The sequence below is a fragment of the Actinomadura napierensis genome, assembly GCF_039529375.1.
GTDB classification, from domain to species: Bacteria; Actinomycetota; Actinomycetes; order Streptosporangiales; family Streptosporangiaceae; genus Spirillospora; species Spirillospora napierensis.
Map to the genome: position 1 here is coordinate 1 of NZ_BAAAMR010000035.1, position 25,780 is coordinate 25,780.

The following is a 25,780-nucleotide window of genomic DNA, read 5'->3' on the forward strand; positions in this document are numbered from 1 at the left end:
TCGCTGCACTACGGTGACCGCATCACCCTGAACTGAAAACCGATCACCGCCTCACCCACAGACTTTCAGACAGTCCCGCGGCTCAGAGCGTGCGGACGAGGGTGGCTTCGATGCGTTCTAGCCGACGGTGACGGTGAGGTGTTGCGGGTTGGCGTCGCTGGCGGCGCCGGAGACGTCCGGCTGACCGTCGGGACAGACGTCGTCGTACGGGAAGGCGTAGCCGATCGGGGTGTGGGCGTGCAGGATCCGCGCCCAGTGGTTGGTGGTCGGGTCCTGGTAGTAGTCCGATTCGCGGGTGCCGTTCGGCTGGTCGGCGCTGCTCAGGATCGTGCTGCGGTTGAACGCGGCGGCGATGCGCGCGAGCAGGCCCTTCTTGATGTCGCTGTCACCCGGGTTGTTGGCGAACGGCCCGTCGTTGCAGGTGAAGATGTCCTTGGACGCGGGCCGGGCGAACGTGCTCCCGTCGTTGAAGGTCAGGACATCGTTGGTGACGCGCCCGGTGTAGATGCCGCGTCCGCCCTGGATGTCCACGTGGAGGTCGGTTCCGGCGTACTTGGCCCACACCTGGTCGACGTAGCCGTCCCAGTACGAGGAGAAGGCGCCGGGGTTGCTCGCCATGTGGTCCTGTGGTGCGACGACCCGCAGGACACCGCCGTTGTTGCGGATGACGAGCTGGTCCCAGGGCTGTCCGTCCGTGTTCTTCTGAGCGACGAGGGCGTCCGCGACCGCTTCGACCGCTCCGGCGGGCGCGGACGCGACCGTATGCGTGGAATCGCCGGCGAGGTCGAGCCCGATCGGCAGCGCGGTGAGCAGGTCGACGTAGGAGATGTTCGCGAACAGCTGCGTCGAATTGAACGTGAATTCGCAGAACGACCAGGTCTTCAGGTAATTGGAGTCGGACGGGTTGGCGAACGCCGGTTCGACGAGCGCGGGCCCGGGGTTGACGAAGAAGTCGAGCCGGTCGTTCTTCACGAAGTAGATGCGGGCGGCGTACATCTGCCCGAGGGTGAGGTTCGCCTCGCCGCCGGCGCTGACCGGGATCGAGCAGTCCACGGGGAGCGGGGTCTGCGGCGCCGAGGGCGACGGCGGGTAGTATGGCGTGCTGTCGGCGCGGAGCAGCATCAGCCGGTCGGTGCCCTGCTCGCGGCCGGTGATGTAGGCGTTGACGGGTGCGGAGCCGTGGTTGGCGAGCGTGAGCCCGCACGTCGAGGGGGCGGCGAACGCCGGCGTGCCGAGCAGGCCGCGTCCGAACGGGACGGCGAGCGCGGCCGTTCCGGCCGCGGCGAGGAACGATCTGCGGGTGACCAACGGAAACCCTCCTGCGGGGGTCGGTTCGGTTGCCGTTGCCGTGACACGCGCGCATCAGGAAGAGACGTCTACGGTCATTAACGTCCCGGATCACGCCATTACTGTCAAGAGTCCTTCCAGTACGGCCATCGACGTGCTCCAGAACTTTTCGGCCCGGCGGGGTGTCTCATCGCCAGGACGGCCCATGGCCCCGGCGAGAGGAGCGGTTCCGAATGGTGCGGCGAGTGCGTGTGTTGGTGCTGATCGCGTTGGTCCTGGTGACGGGTTCGGTGATGGCGTCCGCGCCGGCCTCCGCCGTCATCGGCGGGTCGAAGAGCACCTACGGCCCTTGGGCGGTGCGCATGCTCGTGGACGGTAAGCCGGCCTGCACCGGGACGGCCGTCACGCACCAATGGATCATCACCGCCTCGCACTGCTTCTTCCTGCAGGGCGAGCCGGTCGCCGACAAGCGGATCGCGTTCCGCGTCGGCAGCCTCGACATCCGGAAGGGCACCACGGTCCGCCCGCTGCGCGGCCGGCGGGTGGGAAGCGCCCGCGCCGACATGATGCTCGTCAAGGTCCCGCCGATGAAGGTCCGCACGGCGCGCCTGGCCACGTCCCGCGTCCACCCCGGTCAGGTCGTGCGGCAGTACGGGTGGGGTGCTACCTGCACCGGCGACGAGAACGCCTGCCAGTCCCCCGTGCTCAAGCAGTCGACGCTGCGGGTCGTGCGACCGGACGACCCGCGATGCACCGGCTACACCGCACCGGGCGGCTCGGACTTCTGCATGCTCAAGGTGTCCGGAATTCCCGCCGGCGGCGACTCCGGGGGCCCGGTGATGAGCATCGGCCCGCGCGGCGCCGAGACCCTTCTCGGCGTCTTCGACGGCTCCGACCGGGAGAAGTTCGCCCAGGCCGGGGAGGTCGCGCAACAGCTCGCCTGGATCCGTTCAGTGACCCGGCGGTAGGCGGCGGACGGCGTCCAGCGCGAACCGCAGCGAGGCGTCGAAGATCGACTCGACGTCGCCGTCGGGGACGCCGTGCCAGCCGTGGTCGGCGGACGGGACGAGGCGCAGGTCGGCCGAGGCGCCCGCTTCGCGCAGCCGGGCCGCGAGGGCCTGCGAGTGCGCGCAGGGGACCAGGGTGTCGTCCTCGCCGTGGACGAGCAGGAACGGCGGCGCGCCCGGATGGGCGTGTGCGACGGGGCTCGCTTCGCGGGCCTTCGCGGAGTCGGTCGCGGGGCTGGCGCCGAGCAGGAGCGATTCCGGCGGTCCGGGCGACAGAGAAAGGTCCGCGGGCCCGTACCAGACGACGGCTGCGGCGACGCGCGGCTCGTCGGAGGTGAGGGCGAGGAGCGAGGCCAGGTGGCCGCCCGCCGACTCGCCCCACACCACGACGCGGCCGGGGTCGATGCCGAGGTCCGCGGAGCGGAGGGCGAGCCAGCGCAGGGCGGCGCGGACGTCGTCGAGCTGGGCGGGGAACGCCGCCTCGCCGCTGAGCCGGTAGTCGGCGCAGGCCACGGCGAATCCGGCGGCGGCGAGCCGCGCGAACGGGCCGGGCGACCACGCGCGGGTGCGCATGCCCATGTCGTCGCGGCGGCCGCGCCGCCAGGCGCCGCCGTGCAGGAAGAGCACGAGCGGGGCGCCAGGGGCATCCGGGAGCCACAGGTCCAGTTCCAGCGGGCGAACCCCGTCGAGTTCGGCGTACGGGACGCCGCGCATGACGCGCACGCCCGGCGGGGCGGGGGGCGGGAGGGGCGCGACGTCCGGGTGCGGGGCGGCGATGAGGTCCCGGAGGCCGCTCATCGCGTCCGCCACCGGTGGTCGGGCAGGAACGTCACGTCGAACCGCTGCGGCACGATGCCGAACTTCTCCGGCGCCGGCACGTACGGCCGGGGCGGAAGGCCGACCTGGTCGGTGGGCGTGCCGAGGTTCTCGAAGAACCGCTCGAAGGTGCCGCCCGGTCCGGCGGCGACACCGACGATCCGGCTGTGGTGGCGTTCGATCCGGTAGGCGTGCGTGCAGCTCTTGGGCACGAAGCCGAAGTCGCCGGAGGTCAGCAGCCTCTCCTGCTGGCGGCCTTCGGCGTCCTCGACGAACACCCGGACGGCCCCGTCGGTGACGTAGAAGACCTCGTGAGTGTCGTCGTGGCGGTGCGCCGGGATCAGGTCGCCCTTGGGCCCCTCGACGGTGAAGAAGTTGAAGGCGTTCTCGGTCTGCTCGCCGCCCGCGTACACGGTGACCAGGTCACCGAAGAGGTGCGCGCGGTCGCCCAGGCCCTTCTCGATGAAGTAGGGCGTGCCCGGTTCGGCCGGGATCTTGGAGGTGCGGCGGTACGGCGTGGAGTACTCGATGGTCATGGGCGTCCTCGGAAAAGCGGCATCACGATTGTCAGGCTACCTGACATTACCCGAAGCCCCGGGCGGCGCCGATAGGCTCCCGCCGATGACGTCCACCGGCCATGACCTGCCGCGGCTCCTCGGGAACGCCCGCCGCTGGTTCGACGAAGGGCTGACCGCGGCCATGCGGGAGACCGGGGAGCCCACCGTGTCCCCAACCGAGTTCGGCCTGTTCGCCGTGCTCGATGACGACGGCACGACAGTCTCGGAACTGGCCCGCCGGATGGGGGTGACCCGGCAGACCGTCCACCAGGCGGTGCACGGCCTGGTCGACACGGGAATCCTGGAGCAGGTCCCGGACCCCGGCTCGGCGCGGCAGCGGCTGATCCGCCGCACCGCCGAGGGCGAGCGCGTCCATCGCCGCGCGCTGGACGTCCTGGAACGCCTCGAACGGACGCTCGCCGAACGGATCGGCGCGGAAGCGGTCGCGGCACTGCGCTCGGCCCTCGAAGCACCGTGGGGCCCGCCGCCGAGCGACATTTCTTAAGCCGGCGCGGCCCGGCGGCCACGGGATCCTGACCGGGACGACCTTCGTCCGGCCGTCCTCACCGTGCCCGGATGCCGTCGAGGATAAGCGAGATGACGCCCTCGGCCTTCGCCTGAGCCTCGGGGGAACTCCACTCCGCGGCGTGCATCGGATCGTGGAAGCGGCTGGTCGCGTCGAAGACGGCCCGCGCGATCACCTCCGGCTCCCCGCGCGCGAAGTCGCCACTGGCCATGCCGTCGGCGACGATGGCGCGGATCTGGGCGAGCAGGAACGCGACATGGGCGGACGACACGCTGCTGTGCTCCGCCGCCAGCACCCGGAAGGTGGCGAACAGCTCCGGGTCCTCCTTCGCCTTCGCCCATTTCGCGGCGAACATGGTGGTGAGCAGGCCGCGCAACCGGTCGGGCGGGGTCGGTCCGGAGTCCTGGACCGCCGCGGCGAAGTCGTCCCGCACCCGGTCGAGCCAGCGCCGTATCACGGCCTCGCGCAGCGCCGCCTTGGACGGGAAATGCCGGTACACGCTGCCGTGGCTCACTCCCAGCAACCGCGCAACATCGAGCACCGTGGTCTTCTCCGGACCGTGCCGGCGCAGCACCTCTTCGGTGGCCGACACGATCATCTCCGCGTCGAGCGGCTCCCCGCGCATCGCCCCAGTATGTCAGCTCACCGACCGGATATCGACTGACAAATATTGATATCTGTCATCCAGCGCTTGTACGGTGGGGCCGTCGACGGCGTCCGGACGAGGGCGCGTCACCGACCGAGGAGGCACTCCCATCAGCACCTCTACCACCGCGTTCGCGGGCCGCACCGTGTCCCGGGTCGGCTACGGCGCGGCCCAGCTCCCCCGGCTGCACGACCGCCGCGGCGACGCCGTCGCGCTGCTGCGCCGCGCGGTCGAACTGGGCGTCGACCATGTGGACACCGCCGAGTTCTACGGCTTCGGCTTCGCCAACGCCGTGATCCGCGAGGCGCTGCGTCCCGAGGACGGCGTCCTGGTCGTCACCAAGGTCGGCGCCGACCCCGACCCGGGCGGGCGGCTGCCGCTGCGTCCGGCGCAACGGCCCGAACAGCTGCGCGCCAGTGTCGAGGACAACCTGCGCAGCCTCGGCGTCGACCAGCTGCAGGTGATCAACCTCCGCCGCCTCGACTCCGGCCCCGGCCTGCGCCCGGAGGGCGACCAGGTGGTCGATCTCGACGACCAGCTCGCGGTGATGACCGCCCTGCGCGACGAGGGCAAGATCGGCGCGATCGGGCTGAGCAGCGTCACCCTCGACGGCCTGCGCCGCGCCCTGCCGGCCGGCATCGCCTGCGTGCAGAACGCCTACAGCCTCGTCTCCCGCGACGACGAGGACATGCTGCGGCTGTGCGCGGCCGAGGACATCGCCTGGGTGCCGTTCTTCCCGCTCGGCGGCGCCTTCCCCGGCCTGCCCAAGGTCACCGAAGAGCCGGCCGTCCACGCCGCGGCGGCGTCGCTGGGCGTCACGCCGTCGCAGATCGGCCTGGCCTGGCTGCTGCACCACGCCCCGAACGTGCTGCTCATCCCCGGGACCGCCGACGCCGGCCACCTGGAGGCCAACATGGCGGTCGGCGAGATCGCCTTCGACGACGCGACGCGGGCCGCCCTCGACGCCGTCGAGTCCCGCTCCAGCGAAGTCCCGATCGGCTAGCCGGGATGGACGCCCTCTTCCCCCATCACATCAGCACCGACCAGGACGGATCATGAAGGCCATCATCTATCGCGACAATGGCGGCCCCGACGTGCTCCAGCTCGTCGACCGCGACCTGCCCGCGCCCTGCCCCGGCGAGGTCCGCGTCCGGGTCGCGGTGTCCGGGGTCAACCCGGCCGACTGGCAGGCCCGCTCCGGTACCGCCATGGCGTTCCCCGAGGTCACCCCGCACCTGGACGGCGCCGGCGTGATCGACGCCGTCGGCGAGGGGGTCGATCAGGGCCGGGTCGGCCGGCGGGTCTGGCTGTTCATGGCCGCCGCCGGGCGGCCCACCGGCACCGCCGCCGAGTTCACCGTCGTGCCCGCCGAGCGGGCCGTGCCGCTGCCCGACGGGGTCGGTTTCGAGGCCGGCGCCTCGCTCGGCGTCCCCGCTCTCACCGCGCACCGCGCGCTCACCGTCGCCGAGGACGGGCCGCGCCGCCTGCGGCCCGGCGCGCTCGGCGGCAGGGTGGTGCTCGCGGCGGGCGGAGCCGGGGCGGTCGGGCACGCGGTGATCCAGCTCGCCCGCTGGGCCGGCGCCACCGTGATCGGCACGGTCAGCGGCCCGGAGAAGGCCCGGCTGGCCACCGCCGCCGGCGCCCACCACGTGATCAACTACCGCGAGGGCGACCCGTCCGCCGCGATCCGCGAGGTCGCCCCGGACGGCGTCGACATCGTCGCCGAGGTGGCGCTCGGCGCGAACCTCGCCCTGGATCTCGCCGTCCTGCGGCCGCGCGGCACGGTCTCGACCTACGCCAACGACGGCGGCCGGTCGGTCGAACTGAACGTGCCGCAGAACATGGTGCTGAACACGCGCTTCCAGTTCCTGGTGCTCTACACAGCCGGCCCGGAGGCGACCTCCGCAGCCGCTGAGGACGTCGCCGCCGCAGTCAGCGACGGTGCCCTGCCGGTCGGCGCGGAGCACGGCCTGCCGCTCGTCCGCTTCCCGCTCGACCGCACCGCCGACGCGCACCGGGCGGTGGAGAACGGCACGGTCGGCAAGGTCCTGGTGGACGTCCCGTAGTGACGGCCCGCCGCCGCGAATCAGGTGGCGGACGCGGTCTCGGCGGCCAGGGAGCCCAGGAGCCGGAGCCGTTCGTCGGACGCCGACCCGGGCTGCGCGGTATAGACGATGAGCGCCAGCCCGGGTTCGGCGGTGACGGCGAGCTCCTCGTGGGCGAGGACCAGCTCGCCGACGTCCGGGTGGTGGAAGCGCTTGGTACCGGCTCCGAGGATGTGCACGTCGTGCGCGCCCCACAGCCTGCGGAACGTCTCGCTGTGCGTGGAGAGCTCGCCCACGAGATCCTGCAAGCCACGGTCGTGCGGGTCGCGTCCGGCCTCGGCGCGGATCATCGCCACGCTCATCTGCGCGAAGCGGTCCCAGTCGGGGTAGAAGTCGTGCGCGGCGGGGTCGAGGAACAGGAACCGCGCCAGGTTCGGGACGCGTCCCGCGTCGCCGATCAAGGGAGAGTAGAACGCCCGGCCGAGGGCGTTGGCCGCCAGGACGTCCATCCGGGTGTTGCGGACGAAGGCGACGGCGTCGGTGATCGCCTCCAGCGTCCAGGCGAGGGCGGGGCGCATGGCGGCCGGCCTGGTCGCGCGGCGGCGCCGCCGTCCGGAGGCGGGGATGCCGTCGGCGGCGCGGGCCAGGTCGAACAGGTGCGCGCGCTCGGCGTCGTCGAGGTGCAGGGTGTCGGCGATGGCGTTCAGGACGGCGGCGGACGCGCCCCGGACCGCGCCCCGTTCGAGCCGCGAGTAGTACTCCACGCTCACGCCGGCGAGCATCGCGACCTCGCTGCGGCGCAGCCCGGGCACCCGCCGGTTGAGCCCGGCGGGCAGCCCCGCCTGCGCGGGGGTCACCTTGGCGCGCCGCGACATGAGGAACTCGCGCACCTCGTGACGGTTGTCCATGAGCCGAGAGTACGTCGGCCCCGCACGGCCGAGGGGTGCCCTGTCAGGGCACGTCACGTCAGGGACTCTCGCGCTCGCCGCCGCCGGTGTCTGCTGGCCCCGGCACACCCGGCGAGCAAGGCGATGGACGAGCACCGCGCCACCAAGGTGCTGCTCACGATCGGATTGGAGAGAATATGCGCGTCTTCGTCACAGGAGCGTCCGGCTTCATCGGCCGTGCGGTCGTCGCCGAGCTGGTCGCCGCAGGTCACGAGGTCGTCGGCATGGTCCGGTCCGGCGAGTCGGCGGCGGTCGTCGCCGGGCTCGGCGCTGTGGTCCACCGGGGCGACCTCGACGACCTCGGCTCCCTCCGCGCCGGCGCGAAGGACGCCGACGCCGTCGTGCACCTCGCCAACAAGCACGACTGGGACGACCCCGCCCGACCGCGCCGAGCGCGCCGCCGTCCGGACGATCGTCGAGGCCCTCGCCGGCTCGGACCGGCCGTTCGTGCTCGCCTCCGGCCTGGGCGGGTTCGCCCTCGGACGGCCCGTCACCGAGCGCGACCCCAACCTCGCGGTCGGGCCCGGAATCTCTGCGCGGGGGCGCGGAGAACCTGGCCCTGGAGTACGCGGACCGCGGCGTGCGGGCGGTCGGCGTCCGGTTCGCGCCGAGCGTGCACGGTGAGGGCGACCACCAGTTCGTGGCGATCATCGCGCCGGCGGCCCGGCGCGACGGGACGGTGTTCTACCCGGGCGAGGGGACGAACCGGTGGCCCGCCGTCCACCGGTCCGACGCCGCCTGGCTCGTGCGCCTCGGGCTGGAGAAGGCACCCGCCGGGTCCGTCCTGCACGCCGTCGCGGAGGAGGGCGTGCCGGTCCGGCGGATCGCCGAGGCGCTGGCCGCCCGGCTGGGCGTCCGCGCCGAGTCCGTTCCGGCCGGCAGGCTCGCCTCCGCCCTCCCGTTCGTCGGGAGGATCATGGCCATGGACATCCCCGCCTCCAGTCGGATCACATGCGACCTGCTCGGGTGGTCCCCCACCGGCCCGACCCTCTTGGAGGACATCGCCGCCGGCCACTACGACGACTGAGAGGAGACGCTCGGTCCGGTCTCCTTCGTCAGTCCAGGTCGGACATGCCGAGGACGAAGCGGTAGCGGACGTCGTTGCGGCGGAGGCGGTCGAGAGCCTCGTTGACGCGGGCCGAAGGGAGCAGTTCGATGTCGGCGGTGACGCCCTTCTCGGCGCAGAAGGCCAGCATGGCCTCGGTGCCGGGCCGTCCACCGCTTCCCGCGGAGCTGAGCTTCTTGCGCCCGACGAGCAGGTCCATGGTCTCCACGGTGACGGGCCCGAGGTCGCCCAGGTGGCTGAGCGTGCCGTCCATGGCGACGAGCCGCAGGTACGGGCCGACGTCGTGCGGGGCGGAGATGGTGTCGATGACGACGTCGAACCGGTCGCGGGCCTCGGCCATCTGGGCCGGGTCCGTGGACACGATGAGCGCCTGTGCGCCGAGACGGCGCTCGTCGTCCGCCTTGCCGGGCGAGCGGCTGATGACCGAGGTGTCGGCGCCGAGCGCGACGGCCAGCTTGACCGCGAGGTGGCCCAGGCCGGCGGGAAGCGGGTAGGCGAAGCGGTCGCGGACGACGTACTCGCGTGAGTAGCCGCCGAGGGTGGTCGTTCCGTCCTGCCGGTCGGTGCCGCCGTAGGTCAGGGTCGGGAAGGCGTGGCAGAAGTTCTCCTGACCGGCCCGGCACATGGGGCACTGGCCGCAGGAATCAACGATGTTGCCGATCGCGACGGGGTCGCCGGCGGAGAAGCGGGTGACCGCGGGCCCGGTCTCGGTCACCACGCCCGTGAACTCGTGCCCCGGCACCAGGGGCGCGTCGCCGTCATGGCCGCCGAGGGCGTGCAGATCGGTGTGGCAGACGCCGCAGTAGTCGACCCGGACGGCCAGGTCGTCGGGACGCAGGTCGCGGCGCTGCAGCGGTGCAAGGCATGGCCGAGCAGTCCTGACCGCGCGCGGAGCGGCGACGTACCAGCGCATCATCGACGCGGCGACGCAGGAGTTCGCCGAGCGCGGAATCGCCGGGGCGCGCATCGAGCGGATCGTGGCCGCCGCGCGCAGCAACAAGGCGCAGCTCTACGCCTACTTCGGCAACAAGGAGAAGCTCTTCGACACGATCTTCTTCGGCTCGCTGGAACGGATCGTGAACGTCGTCCCGATCGACGCCGACGACCTCGCGGACTGGGCCGTGCGCCTCTACGACGAGTATCTGCGCCGTCCCGACCTGATCCGGCTGGCGACCTGGGCCCGCCTGGAGCGCCGACCGGCCGGTCATCTCGTTGACGACCACGACCGCATGGACGACCGCAAGCTGCGCGCCATCGCCGAGGCCCAGGCCGCCGGACGCGTCCGCGAGGGAGACCCGTTCGACGTGATGGCCATGGTCATCGCCATGTCCATGGCCTGGTCGCCCGTCAGCAACGTCTACGCGGCGACCGCCGAGGAGTCCCCCGAGGTGCACGAGCGGCGCCGTGCCCTGCTCCGCGAATGCGTCCGGCGCGCCGTCGTGGCGGAGTGACGGCCGCGGTGAGCGCGTCCTAGCGGAACGGGTCCAGCCGCCTGTGCAGGGTGACGGCCTGCTCGAACGTCGGTGCGGTGGTGGTTCCGTTCGCCAGGTCCTCGGCCACCAGCCGGTAGAGGGCGGCCGGGTTCCGGGCCGCGACCGGCAGGTCGCTCGCGGCCGGGGCCAGCTCCCGAGTACCGCTGGCGGTGACCAGCGTTCCGTGGAACGGCGCCATCTGCGGCTGGCGTAGCGGCGCCATGCCGGGGTCCGCTGTCCGCAGTTCGAGCCGTCCGTCCAGGCCCTGAAGGACGATCACCGTCGACCCCGCCGGATCACCGTCCCATGCGGTGACGCTGCCGATGCCCGACCGTCCGACGCGCAGCGTCGCGGAGAGGACTTCCGGTGCGGTGACGGCCGCCGGCTCGTCGCTTCCGGTGACCGGGTAGGTGGTGCGGACCAGCGACGACGTCGCGTCGATCACCTCCAGGCCGGGGACGAGGTGGTCGAGCAGGTCGAGCAGGTGCCCGCCGTGGACTTCGAGCGTCCCGGCGGCGTTGGCCGCGTCGAGGGTGTAGGCCAGCTCCGCCGGGAAGACGGTGCCCGGCGTCCGGGACGAGCGGGCGGACAGCGCCTGCAGCTCGCCCAGCGCACCGGACGCGACGAGGTTCCGGGCCTCGCTGATCACCGGGTCGCACCGGCCCTGCAGCACGACGAATCCGCGCACCCCGGCGGATCGGGCGGCTTCGGCGATCTCCTCCGCCTCGGCCGTCGACGCGCCGAGCGGCCACTCCGACAGGATCGGCTTGCCGGCCGGCAGCGCGGCCATGATCAGCTCCCGGTGCCGCGGCACCCGGACCGAGACCACGACCAGGTCGACCGCCGCGCTCCCCGCCAGCGCGACGGGGTCGGTGAACCACTCGGCGCCGCCGAGGAGGTCCGCGGCCCGCCGGGCCGACTCCTCCCGGGTGGTCGCCACCGCGGCGACCCGGAGCCCCGGGGTCGCCGCGATCGCCGGGACGTGCGCGCCGAACGCCCAGCCGCTGTCAGGGCTCGCACCGATGATGCCGACGCCGAACTCGCCCATGTCGTCCTCCAACGATGAAAATCAAGAAGAAAGGCTCTTCGCGCCCGTCGCACGGGCCCGGAGAAGATCCACGACGTCCGTGAGCCCGACCTCGATGCGCCCGTGGACGCGGGGGTTGAGCAGGGTCGTGCCATCGAAGTCGCCGGCGGACGCGAAGAACGCGACCGGGATCGTCAACGCCTGGAAGAAGGCGAACAACGGCCGCATGGCGTGCTCCAGGACGAGCGCATGGTGGTCGCCTCCGCCCGTCGCGGCGAGCAGGACGGGCTTGTTCGCGAGCGCGTACTGCTCGACGAGGTCGAAGAAGTGCTTGAACATGCCGGGATACGAGCCACGGAACACGGGCGCGGCGGCGATGAGCAGGTCCGCGTTCTCGGCGAGCCGGAGCGCGTCCTCGACCTCCGGCGTGACGTCCTCGCGCTCGATCGCTCCAGTGAAGCCCGCGCCCAGCCGGTAGACGTCGACCCTGGACACCTCGATGGGGAGCATGTCCTTCAGGTTGTCGAGGACGACGTCGACCAGCCCCATCGTCTTGGACGGCCGGCTGGGGCTGCCGTTGACGACGACGACCCGCAGCCGCGGAGCCGGAATCCTGGTGACCGGGTCTGTGCCGCGGTCCTGCGCGACGATGGTCATGCCGCGCTCCTCTGGCGCAGCGCGACCTCGCGGCGCACGACCGGCGCGACCTCGGTGGCAAGCAGTTCGATCGCCTCGAGGTGGTCCTTCTGCGGCACGCCGCCGAAGCCCATCTGGATGACGGCGCGGTCGAGGCCGTACAGCTCGTGGTAGCCGAGCAGCTTGTCGATGATCTCCTGCGGGCTGCCCACGAGCAGCCCGGCCCGCGGCGAGGACTGCGCGTCGAACGCGGCCCGGGGCATCCGGAAGCCGCGGCCGCGCTGGTGGTTGTTGTCCATCATCCCCTTGGCGAAGTAGGGGTACATGACGTCCCGCGCGCCCTGGCTGGTGCGTCCGACGAACCCGTGCGCGTTGATGCTGATCGGCAGCGCGGCCGCGTCGTGCCCGGACTCCGCCGCGGCCGCCCGGTACAGCTCGACGGTCTCCTCGTGGAAGGTCATCGGCCCGAGCAGCAGCGCGAGCGCCATGGGAAGGCCGAGGCGGCCGGTGCTGACGGCGGACGCGGGCGATCCGCCGACCCCGACCCAGATCGGGAGGGTGCCGCCGTCGGCGCGGGGCGCGATGTCGGCGTCGACCAGCGGGGCGCGGAAGCGTCCTTTCCAGGTCAGCGGGTTCTGGTCGCGGATCTTGAGCAGCAGGTCGAGCTTCTCGCGGAACAGCTCGGCGTAGTCCTTCAGGTCGTAGCCGAACAGCGGGAAGGACTCGCTGTAGGAGCCGCGGCCGGCGATGATCTCGGCGCGTCCGGCCGACAGCAGGTCGATCGTGGCGAACTGCTCCCAGACGCGCACGGGGTCCTCCGAGCTGAGGACGGTGACCGAGCTCGTCAGCTTGATGTTCTCGGTCTTCTCCGCGGCGGCGGCCAGCAGGATGGCCGGCGCCGATCCGACGAAGTCGGTGCGGTGGTGCTCGCCGACGCCGAAGACGTCCAGCCCCGCCTGGTCGGCGACCTGCGCCTGCTCGATCGTCTCGCGGACGCGCTGCCGCGGGGACGGGAGGGCCCCGGTCGCCAGGTCCTCCGTGAGCTCTCCGAACGTCATGACGCCGATTTCGAATGGCATGCTGTTCCCCTCTCTCTCCCGGTCCGCGGCTCCGCGCGTCCCCGTCACCGATCCTTAACTTGTCTGCGCAGGCAGCTATTCCGGCGCGGTCGACTCCGGTGGCGGGGACGCCTCCCCGCGCCCGGGTCAGATGCCGGTCACCGCGGGCGGCCAGAGCTTGTCGATGGCGGCCTCGGCCTGGCGGCGGCTCTCCTCGGCCAGCGGGACGAGGCTCGACATCGCGGGCTTCTGCGGAGCGAGCGTGAGTTCGGCGGTGATGAACCGCGGCTCCAGTCCCGTCAGGGACAGGCCGTGCGGCAGCCAGGCGGTCGCGTGGTCCCAGCCCTCCCTCGGGGTGCCGACGCCGTAGCCGCCGCCCCGCGAGACGATCGCGACGAAGTCGCGGCCGCCCAGCAGGCCCTCCATGCTCTCCGGGTGGTAGGCCAGGCCGGGCGCGATGAGATGGTCGACCCAGGCCTTCACGGAGCTGGGAACGCCGTAGTTGTACAGCGGCAGCCCGAGCAGGATCGCGTCGGCTTCGGCGACCTCGCCGACGAGCTCCTCGGTCAGCGCCCAGGACGCGGCCTGCGCCTCGGTGTGCCGGTCGGGCGGCACGAGCCTGCTGATGCCGGCGACGGCGTCGAGATGGGGAACCGGGTCGGCGCCGAGGTCGCGGTACACGACGGTGCCTCCGGGGTGGGCCGCGCGCCAGACATCGGCGGCGCGGGCGGTGAGCTGCCGGCTGACCGAGCCGTCACCCTGGACGCTGGAGTCGATGTGGAGTAGCCGTGCCATGGTCAGAGCCCCTTCGGAAGAAATCTAGTTGCCTATGCAGATAACTATACGCTCAGGGGCCGTCATCGCGACTGTGAGCCGGGCCACGCGGGAAGAGCGGGTGCTATCGTTAGCACATGGAAGCGGGGAAGCGGATCACCACGCGGGACATCGCCGAGCGGCTGGGCCTGTCGGTCTCGACCGTGGGCCGCGCGCTCGCCGGCGACCCGCGGATCAGCACCGAGACGCGCCACCGCGTCGAGCGGGAGGCGGCCGAGCTCGGGTACGTCGGCAACCAGGCCGCCCGGATGATGCGGGGCGCGTCCAGCAAGGTGATCGGGCTGATGGTCCCGGATGTCGGCAACACGTTCTACAGCACGGCGGCGCACGCGCTGGCGCAGTGCATGAGCCGGCAGGGCTACCAGGTGATGCTCTGCGAGACCGGCGACGACCGCGACAACGAACTCGCCCAGGTGCGGGGGATGATCGCCGGGCAGGTCGCGGGCGTGATCGTGGTGCCGACGCCGAACCCGCGCGGCGAGACGGTCCGGCTGCTCCGCCAGGTGCCCCACGTGCAGCTGCTGCGCACGCACCCGGACCTGGCCCGCCAGTCGTTCGGGATCGACGACCGCCAGGTGCTGCGCGACGCGACGCGCCACCTGCACGACCTCGGGCACACGCGGATCGCCTACCTCGGCGGCCCCGCGGGGCTGTCGACCGGTGAGCGGCGGCTCGCGGGCTATCTCGACGTGGTCGGCGACCGCGACGCCGGCCTGGTCGCCCACGTGCCGCCCGGTTCGGCCGAGGACACGCGCAGGGAGCTGGCCCGGCTGCTGGACGGCCCTGACCCGCCGTCCGCCGTGGTCGCCGCGTCGGTCCGCATCACGGAGGGCGTGCTGGAGGAGCTCGCCTCGCGCTGCGTCGCGGTGCCGAGGGAGCTGTCGGTGGTCGGCTTCGGCGACGAGCTCGGCTTCGGCTGGTGGGGTCCCGGGCTGACGACGATGGCGCTCCCCGTGCACGAGGTCGCCACGGCCTGTTCCATGTGGCTGCTGCAGCGGCTGCGCGACGGCGACGAGCCGGCGCCCTTCGTCTCGAGCACAGGCGGATACCTGCGCGAACGGGGAAGCACCGCGCCGCCGGCTGCAGGTCGCTGACGGCACCCCTCCCCCGAAAGAACCACCCACGCGTACCGAGGAGCATGCCCGATGACACGGATAGCCCGAGTCCACGCCCGCCAGATCTTCGACTCGCGCGGCCGCCCCACCGTCGAGGTCGACGTCCTGACCGGCGACGGCGTCCTCGGCCGCGCGGCTGTGCCGTCCGGGGCGTCGACGGGCAGCAGCGAGGCCTGGGAGATGCGCGACGGCACCGGCGAGTACGCCGGGCTCGGCGTGCGCACGGCGGTCGGCCACGTCAACGGCGAGATAGCGCGGGCGGTGACCGGGCACGACGTCCGCGAGCAGGCCGCGCTCGACAAGCTCCTCATCGACCTGGACGGGACGGAACACCTGGCGCGGCTCGGCGCCAACGCGATCCTCGGGGTCTCGCTGGCGGCGTGCCGGGCCGCCGCCGACAGCCTGCGCACCCCGCTGTACCGGTGGGTGGCCGAACTCGCGGGGACCGCGCCCGGCCTCCCGATGCCCATGGTCAACATCCTCAGCGGCGGCCTGCACGCCGGACGCGGCATGGACGTCCAGGACTTCCTGGCGGTCCCGGCCTCCGCCGCCTCGCTGGACGAGGCGATCGAGATGGCGATCCGCGTCCGGTCGGCCGCCGCCGACGCCCTCGCCGCGCGGGGCCTGCCGACCCTGCTGGCCGACGAGGGCGGGCTGAGCCCGGGCCTGGAGACGGGCCGGGTCGCGCTGGAGCTGATGGTCGAGGCGATCGAACGCGCCGGGCTCACCCCCGGGCGGGACGTCGTGGTGGCGATCGACGTCGCCGCGCACTCGCTCTGGGACGCCGCCGAGGGCCGCTACCACCTGGCACGGGAGGGCAGGTACGCCGACCGGGCGGAGATGATCGAGATGATCGCCGGCTGGACCGAGGACTTCCCGGTCGCCTCGGTCGAGGACGCCCTCGACGAGGAGGACTGGCAGGGCTGGACGCTTCTGACCGAGCGGCTCGGCGACCGGATCAACCTCATCGGCGACGACCTCTTCACCACCGACCGCCGCCGGCTGGAGCAGGGTGTCCGGCTCGGCGCGGCCAACGGCGTCCTGGTCAAGGTCAACCAGAACGGCACCCTGAGCGGCACGCTCGACGTCATCGCGGCGGCGCGCGCCGCCGGTTACGTGCCCGTGGTGTCGGCCCGGTCGGGCGAGACCGAGGACTCCTTCATCAGCGACCTCGCGGCCGGCACCGGCGCCGGCCAGATAAAGATCGGGTCCGTCCGGACCTCGGACCGGATGGCGAAGTACAACCAGCTCGTCCGCATCGCCGAGGACCCCGCGCTCGGCTTCGCCGGGATGACCGGCTACCCCCGCCTCGCCGCGGGGCTGGCCCCGTGAGCGGCACCCCGGGAGAGACCGCCGGCGCGGCCGTCCCGGAGACCGCGCGCAGCTTCCTAGTGGAGCACGGGCTGGTCGCCGGCGGCGAGACGCCGGTCTGGACGCCGCTGACCGGCGGCGTGTCGTCCGAGCTGTGGCGCGTCGATCTCGCCGACCGGACCATCTGCGTCAAGGGCGCGCTGGAGAGACTGAAGGTCGAAGGGGACTGGCGCGCCCCGGTCAGCCGGAACACCGTCGAGTGGGACTGGCTCACCTTCGCCGCCACCGTCGTGCCGGGCCGGGCGCCGGAACCGCTGGCCCACGACGAGGCCCGCGGCCTGTTCGCGATGAGCTACCTGCCGGCGCGGGACCATCCCGTCTGGAAGGCGCGCCTGCTGGACGGAGCCGTCCAGCAGGACGAGGCCGCCGAGGTCGGCTCCCTGATCGGCCGGTTGCACGCCGCGAGCGCCGGCGACCGGGACCTCGCGCGCCGCTTCGCCACCGACGGCAACTTCGCGAGCCTCCGGATCGACCCCTACCTGATGGCCACCGCCGCCCGGCACCCCGACCTCTCCGGCGAGTTCGAGCGGATCGTCCGCCGCACCACGACCACCCGCCTGGCCGTGGTCCACGGCGACGTCAGCCCCAAGAACATCCTCATCGGCCCGTCCGGCCCGGTCCTGCTCGACGCCGAGTGCGCGTGGTACGGGGATCCGGCGTTCGACCTGGCCTTCGTGGTCAACCATCTGGTGCTCAAGACACTCGTCGTGCCCGGACGGCGCGAAGCCCTCACCGCATCGGCCCGCGCCCTGGTCGACGCCTATGTGCGGCACGTGACGTGGGAGCCCGCCGGCTCGGCCCTCGACAGGGCCGCCGCCTTGCTGCCGGCACTGCTCCTCGCCCGCGTCGACGGCCTGTCCCCGGTCGAGTACCTCGACGCGGGCCGGCAGGGCGCGGTGCGCGCGGTCGCCAGGAAACTGCTGCTCGGTGCTCGACCGTCCGCCTTGCCGACGGTGATCGCGTCGGCGATCGACATGCTCGGGTCCGCCCCGAAGTGACACCTCGGCAGGACGGACGAGCAGGTGCGGGCCGCCCGGCGACCGGGCGGCCCGCAACCGTCTCACCGGCGTCGGGTCAGAACTTGCCGGCCTTGACGTCGGCGATCCTCACCCTGGAGTTGTGGTAGTAGGTCATGCTCGGCTTGGTGCCCTGGGCCTCGCTGAGCAGGGCGACGGGCTGGCCCGTGCCGGCCTTGATGATCAGCGTTTCCCTGCCGTCGGACCAGCTGTCCACCAGCGTGAGCGTGGGCTGTCCCGCCGTGGTGGTCTTCGTGACCCTGACCTTCGGCATCGTCGCCAGGATCCGGAGGACACCGGCCCGGACCTGCGGATTCTCCGGTGACGCCAGCAGCGCGCCGATGGAGTTCATCCAGATGTGGTTGTCGGCGATCTCCTTCTGCCGCTCAGGGGTCGGCGGCTTCGGCGGCACGTACTTCTCGCCGCGCGCCTTGGCGACGGCCTTGAGCTTCTCGGTCTTTGCCCGTTCCCCCTGGTCCGGATTCGCGCCCGGCGCGAGGTTGGCGTTCTCCATCCGTGCGCGCGCGGTCGTGATGTCGCCCTTCGCGGCGTAGAGCGCCACCGTCACACCGCGCTTGAACGTCTCGTCCCCCGCGCTCTTCATGACGGCCCGCCGCAGGGAAGACTTGTCGTTGCCCCAGTAGTAGGTGCCGTCGTCGGTGTACAGGCCGATGCCGTTGAAGCGCAGCTTGCTGCTGGTGGGCGACTGGTTGCGGATCTCCAGCGTCGCGTCGCCCGTCACCTTGGCCTGGAGGGGCGTGATGTCCGCGGCCAGCTCGGCCAGGATCGGGTTCGCCGCCGCCGCCGGCGGCGCCGCCTTCACGGGGGCCTTGCCGGGCGACGACGCGGACGTGGCGACCAGCACTCCCGCCGCGGCCGCGGCGACCAGCGCGGCGGCGCCGGCGCCCACCGTGCGGCGCCCGCTCCACCGGGCCCGCCGGCGGGGAGCGGGCTTCGCCTCCGGCGCCTCGTCCACGGCCATCGCCGTCCGCAGCGCGGCCCTGGCCTCCTCGAAAGCGCGCGGCCGCACCGGCTCGACGTCCTTCAGGTCCCTCATCAGGTCCATCTCGTCCACCATCAGCGGGCCTCCGTAATCGCGTTGTGCTCGGTCAGGAGCGCGGCCATCCCCGGCGCGTTCCGCAGCGCGATGCGCGCCTCGTGCAGGTAGCGGCGCGCCGTTCCCGGCGGTACGCCGATCGCCCGTCCGGCGTCGGCGACGGTCAGGTCCTCCCAGGCGACCAGTGCCAAGATCTCCCGCTGCTGCGGCCGGAGCAGCGCCAGGGCCTCCAGCAGCACCGACTCGACGTCGACGCGGTCGTCCACGGCGGCCCACGGGTCCCACCCGGACGAGATGTCGGGCACGTCCGCCAGCGGCTCCTCGGCCGGGCGGGACCGCCAGTGCCGCCGGAGCATGTTGTGCGCCACGCCGAACAGCCACGGGCGGGCGTCGGGGAACGCGCGGTCGTAGTTCGCACGGGACCCGAGCGCCGCCACCCACACCTCACCCAGCAGGTCCTCGGCCGCCTCCCGGCCGACCCGTCGCACGAGGTAGGCCCCGACCGCCGCCTCGTGGCGCCGGACCACCTCCATGAAGGCGTCCACGTCGCCGCCGAGCGACCGGGCGATCAACTCCGCGTCATCCGGATCAGTTGTCATGACCCTCCTCGTCTCTGGATCGCCTACACCCAGCAATTGCCGAACCGGCGGGTGAAGCGTTCAGCGCCGGCCGGTGGGGCCTGTTCCAGAAGCCCCCGAGTCCGGCCGTGGCGGGACGAGTGAGCTCACACGCTCGGAGTGTGGACGATACAAAAAGGGCAGCTGGAGATTGCTTGTGCTAACGATTGCATTTCAGGGCACAAGTTCATTGCCACCACCGCCAGGCGTTAGGAGGTGGCGTCGTCGTCCTCGGGGGCGAGCCGTGCCCAGACGGTGGACAGGTTGCGCAGGTCGTCCTCGTCGAGCCGGTCGAAGAAGAGCCTGCGCAGGTCGCCGTGCTGCTGCTTCCACGCCTTGCGCAGGAGCGCCCGCCCGTCCCGGGTGAGGACGGCCACGAAGCCCCGGCCGTCGTCGGCCGACCGCCGCCGCTCGATCAGGCCGCGGCGCTCCAGCCGGTCGGCGAGCCGGGTGAACCCGCCCGTGGACATCACCCGGCGCTTGGCGAGTTCGGTCATGCGCATGCCGTCGCGGCCGGCCTCGCCGAGCAGCGCCAGGACGCTGTACTCGGCCATGCTCACGCCCAGCGGGGCGAGGCCGGCCTCGACCTCGCGCCAGATCCGGTCGTGCGCGAACAGGAACCCGCGCCAGGCCTCGTCCTCGAGCCCGCTCAACCGCTCGCTCGCCATACGGCGAACACTACCGGTCCCGCCGCGCCCCGACCAAGCCGCGAAGCCTGACTGCACAGACAGGACATGGGCGGAAATAGTTGTCTGCGCAGCAAGGTTGATGAGCACGTGCCCGGCACCGGCCTGCGGCGACGCATGCCTCCGCACGGGACGCCGATACGCGAGGAGGTACGCACGTGACCAGCATGCTCAGCAGTACCGGTCCGGCCGTCGTCGGCTGGGGCCCGGCCGCCGGCGGCCCGACGGAAGCGGGGAGGCGTCCGATCAGGGTGCTGCTCGTCGACGACCAGGAGCTGGTGCGCGCCGGGTTCACGCTGGTCCTCGACTCCCAGCCCGACATGGCCGTGGTGGGCGAGGCGCGGGACGGCGCGCAGGTGCTGGAGCTGCTGCGCACCACGCCCGCCGACATCGTGCTGATGGACCTGCGGACGCCGCGGATGGACGGGATCGAGGCGACCCGCCGTATCGTCGCCGGCTCGGACGGCGCCGGCGCCGGCGGTCCCAAGGTCATCATCCTGACCGCGTTCGACCTGGACGAGTACGCGTTCGCGGCGATCAAGGCGGGCGCGGCCGGGTTCCTGCTCAAGGACGCCGGGCCCGCGCAGATCATGGCGGCGATCCGGTCGGTGCACTCGGGCGACGCGGTGGTGGCGCCCAGCACGACCAAGCGGCTGCTCGACTGGTTCGCGGTGCACCTCCCGGACGCCGGCCGGCTGTCGAACGCGGCGCTGGAGGCGCTGACCAGACGCGAGGGCGAGGTGCTCCGGCTCGTCGCGCGCGGGCTGTCGAACTCGGAGATCGCGGTGCGCCTGACGGTGTCGGAGGCGACCGTGAAGACCCATGTGGGCCGGATCCTGATGAAGCTGCACCTGCGGGACCGGGTGCAGGCCGTCGTCTTCGCCTACGAGATGGGACTCGTCACGAGCGGATGGTTCGGCCGGCCCGGCTGAGGCCGGAGTTCGACTTGAGGGTGACGCGGGGAACGCCTGAGCAGCCCCGGGAGGCGGTCCCGGAAAATCGTTGGAGCCTCGTGCCAGGACGAATGCGAGGCGGCCGAAAAAAGTCGTCCGGAAGGCCGAACTCGGGCTGTCGCCTGCGTGGTGGACGGAAGCGTACGACTCAGGTCGTACGCGGACCTTCGGGTTGGCCGGATAGATGATCTCAAGCGTGGACGCGGGGGCGATGGCGCGGGGAACGCGGATTCCTAGCGTTGACCGCAGTCGTCCAGCCCATGAAGGAGCCCGATGAACAGCCCCCACGCCGACCCGTCCGGCAGCTCCCGCCTCACCGTCCCGTTCCACGGTCAGCCCGCGAACGCGCCCCAGGGCGGGATGCCGCCCGCGGGCGCGCAGGACGGTGTCGCCCCGCAGAATCCGCAGCAGCACGCGCCGGGGAACGCCCCGTATCCCGCTCCGCCGCCGAACGCGCCGTACCCCGCGATGCAGCAGCAACCGCAGCAGTACGGCGGGGCGCAGCAGCAGGGCTCCGCGGCTCCGGCCGTCATGGCCGAAGGGGTGTCCAAGGTGTACGGCGCCGGTGACGCGGCGGTGCACGCGCTGCGCGGGGTGAGCGTGGGGTTCGCCCGCGGCGCGTTCACCGCCATCATGGGGCCGTCGGGGTCCGGGAAGTCGACGCTGATGCACTGCCTGGCCGGGCTCGACACGGTCAGCGAGGGCCGGGTCAGGCTGGGCGACGCCGACATCACCGGGATGAGCGACAAGCAGCTGACGATGCTGCGCCGCGACCGGGTCGGGTTCGTCTTCCAGGCGTTCAACCTGCTGCCCACGCTCACCGCCGAGCAGAACATCCGGCTCCCGCTGGAGCTGGCGGGCCGCAAGGCCGACGCCGGCTGGTTCGACCACGTCATCGACGTGGTCGGGCTGCGGGACCGGCTCCGGCACCGGCCGAGCGAGCTGTCCGGCGGCCAGCAGCAGCGGGTGGCGTGCGCGCGGGCGCTGGTCGCGCGGCCGGATGTGATCTTCGCGGACGAGCCGACCGGCAACCTGGACTCGCGCGCCGGCGCCGAGGTGCTCGGCTTCCTGCGCGCCTCGGTCCGCGAGATGGGGCAGACGATCGTGATGGTCACGCACGACCCGGTCGCCGCCTCCTACGCCGACCGGGTGGTGTTCCTGCGGGACGGGCGGACCGTCAGCGAGATCCTGCGGCCGACGCCGGACACCGTGCTCGACCGGCTCAAGAGCCTCGGGGGCTGAGCCGTGCTGAAGACGACGCTGCGGGGCCTGCTGGCCCACAAGGTGCGGCTGCTGCTCACCGCCATCGCGATCACGCTGGGCGTGGGGTTCATCACGGGCACGTTCGTGCTGACCGACACGATGAACCAGGGCGTGCAGAAGACGTTCGCCCAGTCCGCCGGCAAGGTGGACTTGGCCGTCCTGCCCAAGGACACCGGCGGCGACGAGCCCGGCATCCCGGCGGGCCTGCTGGCGCGGGTCCGCGGCCTGCCCGGCGTCACCGACGCGCAGGGGCAGGTCAAGGGCAGCGCGGCCCTGATCGGCAAGGACGGCAAGGCCGTCGGCGACACCCCGACCCTGGGCCTGTCGGTCCCGAAGGGACGGCTGATGCGTCACGAGGTCGAGAAGGGCCGCGTGCCGGGCGGGGCCTCGGAGGTGGTCGTCGACACGCGGACCGCCCGGAAGGAGAAGTTCGAGGTCGGCGACCAGGCGACGGTGCTGGACGCCCGGAACGCGCCGCACCGGTTCACCGTGGTCGGCCTGGTCGACTTCGGCCTGGACGGGGAGACGTCGTACCGGGGCGCGGTCGGCTTCGATCCGGCCACGGCGATGCGGATGACCGGCGAGAAGACCTTCGCAGAGATCGACGTCCTGGGCGGGCGCGAGGCCGCGGTCGCCGCCGCGGCCGGCGGCTCGTACGAGGTCCTCACGGGCAAGGCGCTCGGGCACCGGCTGGCCGCCGAGGCCGGGGCCGACACCGACATCGTGCAGGCCGGGCTGCTGATCTTCGGGCTGGTGGCGATGCTGGTCTCCGCCCTGGTCATCTACAACACCTTCTCCATCCTGATCGCGCAGCGGATGCGGGAGATGGCGCTGCTGCGCTGCGTCGGCGCGACCCGCCGGCAGGTGTTCGGCGGCGTGGTCGCCGAGTCGTTCGCGGTCGGCGTGGCCGGGTCGCTGCTCGGCCTGCTCTCCGGTCTCGGCGTGGGGGCCGGCGCCATGGCGCTGTTCGGCGCTCTCGGGACGGACATGCCCGCGGACGGGATCGTCTTCGCACCGCGCACGGTGGTGGTCGGGATCGCCGTCGGCGTGATCGTCACCGTCATGTCCGCGCTGCTGCCCGCCCGCGTCGCGACCAGGGTGGCGCCGGTCGCCGCGCTGCGGACCGACACCGAGCCCGGCAGCGGGCGGTTCCGGCTCGGCTGGGTGCGGATCGCGCTCGCCGTGGTGCTCGCCGGCATCGGCGCGCTGGTCGGCTCCGTCGGCGTCTTCGGGCAGAAGGGGGAGACCGCGATGTACGCGGTGGCCGCCTCGGGCGCGCTCATCTTCCTCGCGGTGATCGCGGTCATGCCGGCGCTGATCCGGCCGCTGAGCAGGCTCGCCGGGGCGATCCCGGCCCGGCTCGGCGGGGTGCCCGGACGGCTCGCCGTGGAGAACGCGCGCCGCGCGCCGCGCCGGACCGCGACCACGACGATCGCGCTGACCATCGGCATCGGCCTGATGAGCCTGTTCGCGGTGGTCGGGGCCGGCGCCAAGGCGACCACGGACGGGCGGCTGGCCGCCCAGTTCCCGGTGGACTTCCAGGTGCAGAACCAGTTCGGCGGGAAGGACGGCGTGCAGTACGTCCCGCGCGCCGTCGCGGACCGGCTGCAGGGCCGTCCGGAGATCGGCGCGGTGATCCAGGAGCAGGAGGCCGACGCCTCCATCGGCGCCGGGAAGGACGAGGACACCACGGTCATGTCGCTGCGCGGCGGGTCGCTGGGCAGCCTGTTCCGCCCCGATTTCAAGAGCGGCTCGATGGCGGCCCTCAAGCCGGGCGGCGCCATCGTGGACGCCGAGACCGCCAAGTACTACGACCTGTCCCAGGGGCAGCCCGTCCAGGTCAAGCCGGAGAAGGGCACGCCGGTCACGGTGCGGATCGGCGGCGTCTACGACGCGTCCCAGATCCCGGTGAGCGGGCTGATCCTGGCGAACGCCGACTTCGACGGCCACTTCGGCGTGCGCGACCCCTCGACGATCTACGTCAAGGCCGGCGGCAAGGCGGACGCGGCGGCGGCGCGCAAGGTCGTCGACGACGCCGCCCGCCCGTACCCGACGGTGAAGGTGGTGTCCTCCGCCGAGATCAAGGAGCAGTTCGTCGACAGCATCGACATGGTCCTGATGATTTTCGCCGGGCTGCTCGGGCTCGCGATCATCATCGCGCTGTTCGGCATCGCCAACACGCTCACGCTGTCGGTGGTGGAGCGGACCCGCGAGTCGGCGCTGCTGCGCGCCCTCGGCCTCACCCGCCGGCAGCTGCGCCGGATGCTGTCGGTGGAGGCGCTGGTCATGTCCGTGATCGGTGCGTTCACCGGGGTGGCGCTCGGCGTGCTCTTCGGCTGGGCGGCGACGCGGTCGATGGCCGACAGCGCGGTGTTCTCGGTGCCGTACCTGCAGATCGCGGGCTTCATCGTGCTGGCCGGCGCCGCCGGGATGCTCGCCGCCGTCCTGCCGGCCCGCCGCGCCGCGAAGACGTCGATCGTCGAGTCCATCGCGGCCGACTGACCGCCCATGGCCGGCCGCCTTCGCGGTGGACACCCCCGGGACCCGTATCGCACGGGCCGCCGGGGGTGTGCGCCGTTCACGCCCCGCTCAGGCGCGGGCCTCCTCGCGTATCGGGATCTTGGCGCGCACCGTGAAGCCGCCACCCGGCCGCGGCCCCGCCTCGACCTCGCCGCCGTACACCGCGACACGCTCCCGCATGCCCACCAACCCGTGCCCGCGACCATCGGTGATCGTCGCGGCGCCCCGGCCGTCATCGCTGACCTCGATCTCGACCGCATCGTCGAAGTAATGCAACCGGACCTTCGCCGTCACCTGGGAACCGCCGTGCTTGAGAGTGTTGGTCAACGCCTCCTGCACGACGCGGAACACGGTCAGCTGCCGCCCCTCCGACATCTCCACCGGCACACCATGGACCTCCAGCGAGACCGGCAGCCCGGACGAACCGAGCTGATCCACCAACTCGGTCAACTGCGCCACCCCCGGCTGCGGCGCATACGACCCCCCGGTATCGGTCTCCCGCAGCACCCCCAGCATCCGCCGCATCTCGGCAAGCGCCTGGCGCCCGGTCCAGGAGATCGTCTCCATCGCCCGCTTGGCCCGCCCCGGATCATTCTCGATCGCAAAGCTCGCACCGTCGGACTGCACCACGATCACACTCACGTTGTGCGCCACCACATCGTGCAACTCCCGGGCGATACGGGCCCGCTCACCCGCCATCGCCATCTGCACCTCGCTGTCACGCTCACGCTCCAGCCGCGCCGCACGCTCCTCCAACGAAGCCAGATACGCCCGCCTGGTCCGCATGTAGAGCCCAAGCAACCACACCCCCGCAACGCACACCGAGACCGTCCACCAACTGGCGAGCTGGTCGCGGAACCCGGAGGCGTACCGGAACGCCAGGATCCCGGCACCCATCTCCGTCACGAGCCCCGCCGCAATCCCCCACCACAGCGAGGACCCCGCAGCAAGGGTGTACATGCACATCAGAATCGCCAGATTCGGCGCCATCGGAACCTGGTTCACCACCACCTGCAGGAGCGCGACCAGCGCCACCGCGGCGTACGCCGTGCGCGGCCAGGTCCGCCGCACCACCAGCGGCGCCAGCAGCCCGATGGCGAGGAACCAGGCGGTGAACGAGTCGGGCGGCTCACTGATCGGCTCCACGACCGTCATCAGGAGAACCGGCACCGCGAAGACGGCGTCGACGAGCCACGTCCTGCGCCGGTACCCGTCCCAAACCTGTCTGATCACCCGCTCAGACTAGATCGCCCCACCC

General features: G+C 72.4%; 26 protein-coding genes and 1 pseudogene. 13 read left to right on the forward strand and 14 right to left on the reverse strand.

The genetic code is table 11. The features are described 5' to 3' along the window. Positions 1-117: 117 nt before the first annotated feature. Positions 118-1,308 (reverse strand): beta-1,3-glucanase family protein, encoded by a 1,191-nt coding sequence (locus ABD296_RS20590; protein WP_344269294.1) that lies wholly within the window; start codon positions 1,306-1,308, stop codon positions 118-120. 224 nt (positions 1,309-1,532) lie between these two features. On the opposite strand from ABD296_RS20590, the gene ABD296_RS20595 reads away from it, so the two are divergent. Further along, positions 1,533-2,255 carry a S1 family peptidase gene (locus ABD296_RS20595; RefSeq protein WP_344269297.1) on the forward strand — a complete coding sequence of 241 codons (723 nt, stop codon included), beginning with the start codon at positions 1,533-1,535 and terminating at the stop codon, positions 2,253-2,255. Here ABD296_RS20595 and ABD296_RS20600 read toward each other — a convergent pair. Together ABD296_RS20600 and ABD296_RS20605 are read right to left on the reverse strand one after the other, a co-directional pair. Then, positions 2,238-3,092, reverse strand: coding sequence for an alpha/beta hydrolase (locus ABD296_RS20600; RefSeq protein ID WP_344269300.1), 855 nt, complete (start codon positions 3,090-3,092; stop codon positions 2,238-2,240). The two genes, ABD296_RS20595 and ABD296_RS20600, sit on opposite strands and share 18 nt — an antisense overlap. After that, the gene (locus ABD296_RS20605; RefSeq protein ID WP_344269303.1) at positions 3,089-3,646 is read right to left on the reverse strand and encodes a quercetin 2,3-dioxygenase; all 558 of its coding nucleotides are present in this window, start codon (positions 3,644-3,646) and stop codon (positions 3,089-3,091) included. Before ABD296_RS20605 ends, ABD296_RS20600 begins: the two co-directional genes overlap by 4 nt. An 85-nt stretch (positions 3,647-3,731) precedes the next feature. Between ABD296_RS20605 and ABD296_RS20610 the strand changes: the two genes are divergently transcribed. Beyond that, positions 3,732-4,172 carry a MarR family winged helix-turn-helix transcriptional regulator gene (locus tag ABD296_RS20610; RefSeq protein WP_344269306.1) on the forward strand — a complete coding sequence of 147 codons (441 nt, stop codon included), beginning with the start codon at positions 3,732-3,734 and terminating at the stop codon, positions 4,170-4,172. A 58-nt stretch (positions 4,173-4,230) separates the two neighbouring features. Here the strand turns inward: ABD296_RS20610 and ABD296_RS20615 are convergent, their stop codons facing one another. Continuing rightward, positions 4,231-4,818, reverse strand: a complete 588-nt coding sequence (locus ABD296_RS20615) for a TetR family transcriptional regulator (protein ID WP_344269309.1) — start codon at positions 4,816-4,818, stop codon at positions 4,231-4,233. A gap of 73 nt (positions 4,819-4,891) precedes the next feature. Between ABD296_RS20615 and ABD296_RS20620 the strand changes: the two genes are divergently transcribed. Then, positions 4,892-5,842, forward strand: coding sequence for an aldo/keto reductase (locus tag ABD296_RS20620; RefSeq protein ID WP_344269312.1), 951 nt, complete (start codon positions 4,892-4,894; stop codon positions 5,840-5,842). 52 nt (positions 5,843-5,894) lie between these two features. After that, a complete protein-coding gene (locus ABD296_RS20625) occupies positions 5,895-6,905 on the forward strand; it encodes an NADPH:quinone reductase (RefSeq protein WP_344269314.1) in 1,011 nt (336 codons plus the stop codon). Positions 6,906-6,925: 20 nt separating this feature from the next. On the opposite strand, the gene ABD296_RS20630 is transcribed toward ABD296_RS20625, so the two are convergent. Further along, positions 6,926-7,792, reverse strand: a complete 867-nt coding sequence (locus tag ABD296_RS20630) for a helix-turn-helix domain-containing protein (RefSeq protein ID WP_344269316.1) — start codon at positions 7,790-7,792, stop codon at positions 6,926-6,928. A 176-nt stretch (positions 7,793-7,968) separates the two neighbouring features. Between ABD296_RS20630 and ABD296_RS50630 the strand changes: the two are divergent. Both ABD296_RS50630 and ABD296_RS20640 read left to right on the forward strand, forming a co-directional pair. Beyond that, a pseudogene (locus ABD296_RS50630) lies at positions 7,969-8,139 on the forward strand (NAD-dependent epimerase/dehydratase family protein); the annotation flags it as partial. 272 nt (positions 8,140-8,411) lie between these two features. Next, complete coding sequence (locus ABD296_RS20640; RefSeq protein WP_344269322.1) at positions 8,412-8,858, forward strand: Rossmann-fold NAD(P)-binding domain-containing protein; 447 nt, start codon at positions 8,412-8,414, stop codon at positions 8,856-8,858. A 28-nt stretch (positions 8,859-8,886) separates the two neighbouring features. Here the strand turns inward: ABD296_RS20640 and ABD296_RS20645 are convergent, their stop codons facing one another. Beyond that, entirely contained in the window at positions 8,887-9,864 is a 978-nt protein-coding gene (locus ABD296_RS20645) for an NAD(P)-dependent alcohol dehydrogenase (RefSeq protein ID WP_344269325.1), read from the reverse strand. Between ABD296_RS20645 and ABD296_RS20650 the strand changes: the two genes are divergently transcribed. Continuing rightward, entirely contained in the window at positions 9,848-10,348 is a 501-nt protein-coding gene (locus ABD296_RS20650) for a TetR family transcriptional regulator (protein ID WP_344269556.1), read from the forward strand. The genes ABD296_RS20645 and ABD296_RS20650 overlap by 17 nt on opposite strands. A gap of 19 nt (positions 10,349-10,367) precedes the next feature. Here the strand turns inward: ABD296_RS20650 and ABD296_RS20655 are convergent, their stop codons facing one another. The 4 genes from ABD296_RS20655 to ABD296_RS20670 form a co-directional block, all read right to left on the reverse strand. Then, positions 10,368-11,417 carry a Gfo/Idh/MocA family protein gene (locus tag ABD296_RS20655; RefSeq protein WP_344269328.1) on the reverse strand — a complete coding sequence of 350 codons (1,050 nt, stop codon included), beginning with the start codon at positions 11,415-11,417 and terminating at the stop codon, positions 10,368-10,370. A 21-nt stretch (positions 11,418-11,438) separates the two neighbouring features. Continuing rightward, on the reverse strand, positions 11,439-12,053 hold the full coding sequence (locus ABD296_RS20660) for an NAD(P)H-dependent oxidoreductase (protein ID WP_344269331.1): 615 nt from the start codon (positions 12,051-12,053) through the stop codon (positions 11,439-11,441). Then, positions 12,050-13,111 (reverse strand): LLM class flavin-dependent oxidoreductase, encoded by a 1,062-nt coding sequence (locus ABD296_RS20665; protein WP_344269334.1) that lies wholly within the window; start codon positions 13,109-13,111, stop codon positions 12,050-12,052. Before ABD296_RS20665 ends, ABD296_RS20660 begins: the two co-directional genes overlap by 4 nt. 126 nt (positions 13,112-13,237) lie before the next feature. Continuing rightward, positions 13,238-13,885, reverse strand: a complete 648-nt coding sequence (locus ABD296_RS20670; RefSeq protein WP_344269337.1) for an FMN-dependent NADH-azoreductase — start codon at positions 13,883-13,885, stop codon at positions 13,238-13,240. A 116-nt stretch (positions 13,886-14,001) separates the two neighbouring features. Between ABD296_RS20670 and ABD296_RS20675 the strand changes: the two genes are divergently transcribed. Genes ABD296_RS20675 through ABD296_RS20685 form a run of 3 tightly spaced genes read left to right on the forward strand, consistent with a single transcriptional unit; the run spans position 14,002 to position 17,408 of the window. Continuing rightward, positions 14,002-15,018 carry a LacI family DNA-binding transcriptional regulator gene (locus ABD296_RS20675; RefSeq protein ID WP_344269340.1) on the forward strand — a complete coding sequence of 339 codons (1,017 nt, stop codon included), beginning with the start codon at positions 14,002-14,004 and terminating at the stop codon, positions 15,016-15,018. A gap of 51 nt (positions 15,019-15,069) precedes the next feature. After that, a complete protein-coding gene (gene eno, locus ABD296_RS20680) occupies positions 15,070-16,371 on the forward strand; it encodes a phosphopyruvate hydratase (RefSeq protein ID WP_344269343.1) in 1,302 nt (433 codons plus the stop codon). Beyond that, the gene (locus tag ABD296_RS20685) at positions 16,368-17,408 is read left to right on the forward strand and encodes a phosphotransferase family protein (RefSeq protein WP_344269346.1); all 1,041 of its coding nucleotides are present in this window, start codon (positions 16,368-16,370) and stop codon (positions 17,406-17,408) included. Before eno ends, ABD296_RS20685 begins: the two co-directional genes overlap by 4 nt. Positions 17,409-17,484: 76 nt before the next feature. Here the strand turns inward: ABD296_RS20685 and ABD296_RS20690 are convergent, their stop codons facing one another. The 3 genes from ABD296_RS20690 to ABD296_RS20700 form a co-directional block, all read right to left on the reverse strand. Then, a complete protein-coding gene (locus ABD296_RS20690; RefSeq protein WP_344269349.1) occupies positions 17,485-18,504 on the reverse strand; it encodes a hypothetical protein in 1,020 nt (339 codons plus the stop codon). Further along, a complete protein-coding gene (locus tag ABD296_RS20695; protein ID WP_344269352.1) occupies positions 18,504-19,082 on the reverse strand; it encodes an RNA polymerase sigma factor in 579 nt (192 codons plus the stop codon). Before ABD296_RS20695 ends, ABD296_RS20690 begins: the two co-directional genes overlap by 1 nt. Positions 19,083-19,309: 227 nt before the next feature. Further along, on the reverse strand, positions 19,310-19,768 hold the full coding sequence (locus tag ABD296_RS20700) for a MarR family winged helix-turn-helix transcriptional regulator (protein WP_344269355.1): 459 nt from the start codon (positions 19,766-19,768) through the stop codon (positions 19,310-19,312). A gap of 185 nt (positions 19,769-19,953) precedes the next feature. Here ABD296_RS20700 and ABD296_RS20705 point away from each other — a divergent pair, with 185 nt between their 5' ends. The 3 genes from ABD296_RS20705 (at position 19,954) to ABD296_RS20715 (ending at position 24,504) form a co-directional block, all read left to right on the forward strand. Next, positions 19,954-20,718, forward strand: coding sequence for a response regulator transcription factor (locus tag ABD296_RS20705; RefSeq protein WP_407061492.1), 765 nt, complete (start codon positions 19,954-19,956; stop codon positions 20,716-20,718). A gap of 489 nt (positions 20,719-21,207) precedes the next feature. Next, entirely contained in the window at positions 21,208-21,981 is a 774-nt protein-coding gene (locus ABD296_RS20710; protein WP_407061493.1) for an ABC transporter ATP-binding protein, read from the forward strand. A 3-nt stretch (positions 21,982-21,984) separates the two neighbouring features. Next, a complete protein-coding gene (locus ABD296_RS20715; RefSeq protein WP_344269361.1) occupies positions 21,985-24,504 on the forward strand; it encodes an ABC transporter permease in 2,520 nt (839 codons plus the stop codon). A gap of 87 nt (positions 24,505-24,591) precedes the next feature. On the opposite strand, the gene ABD296_RS20720 is transcribed toward ABD296_RS20715, so the two are convergent. After that, positions 24,592-25,755: a sensor histidine kinase gene (locus ABD296_RS20720; RefSeq protein ID WP_344269364.1), complete on the reverse strand. Its 1,164-nt coding sequence runs from the start codon at positions 25,753-25,755 to the stop codon at positions 24,592-24,594. Positions 25,756-25,780 lie beyond the last annotated feature (25 nt).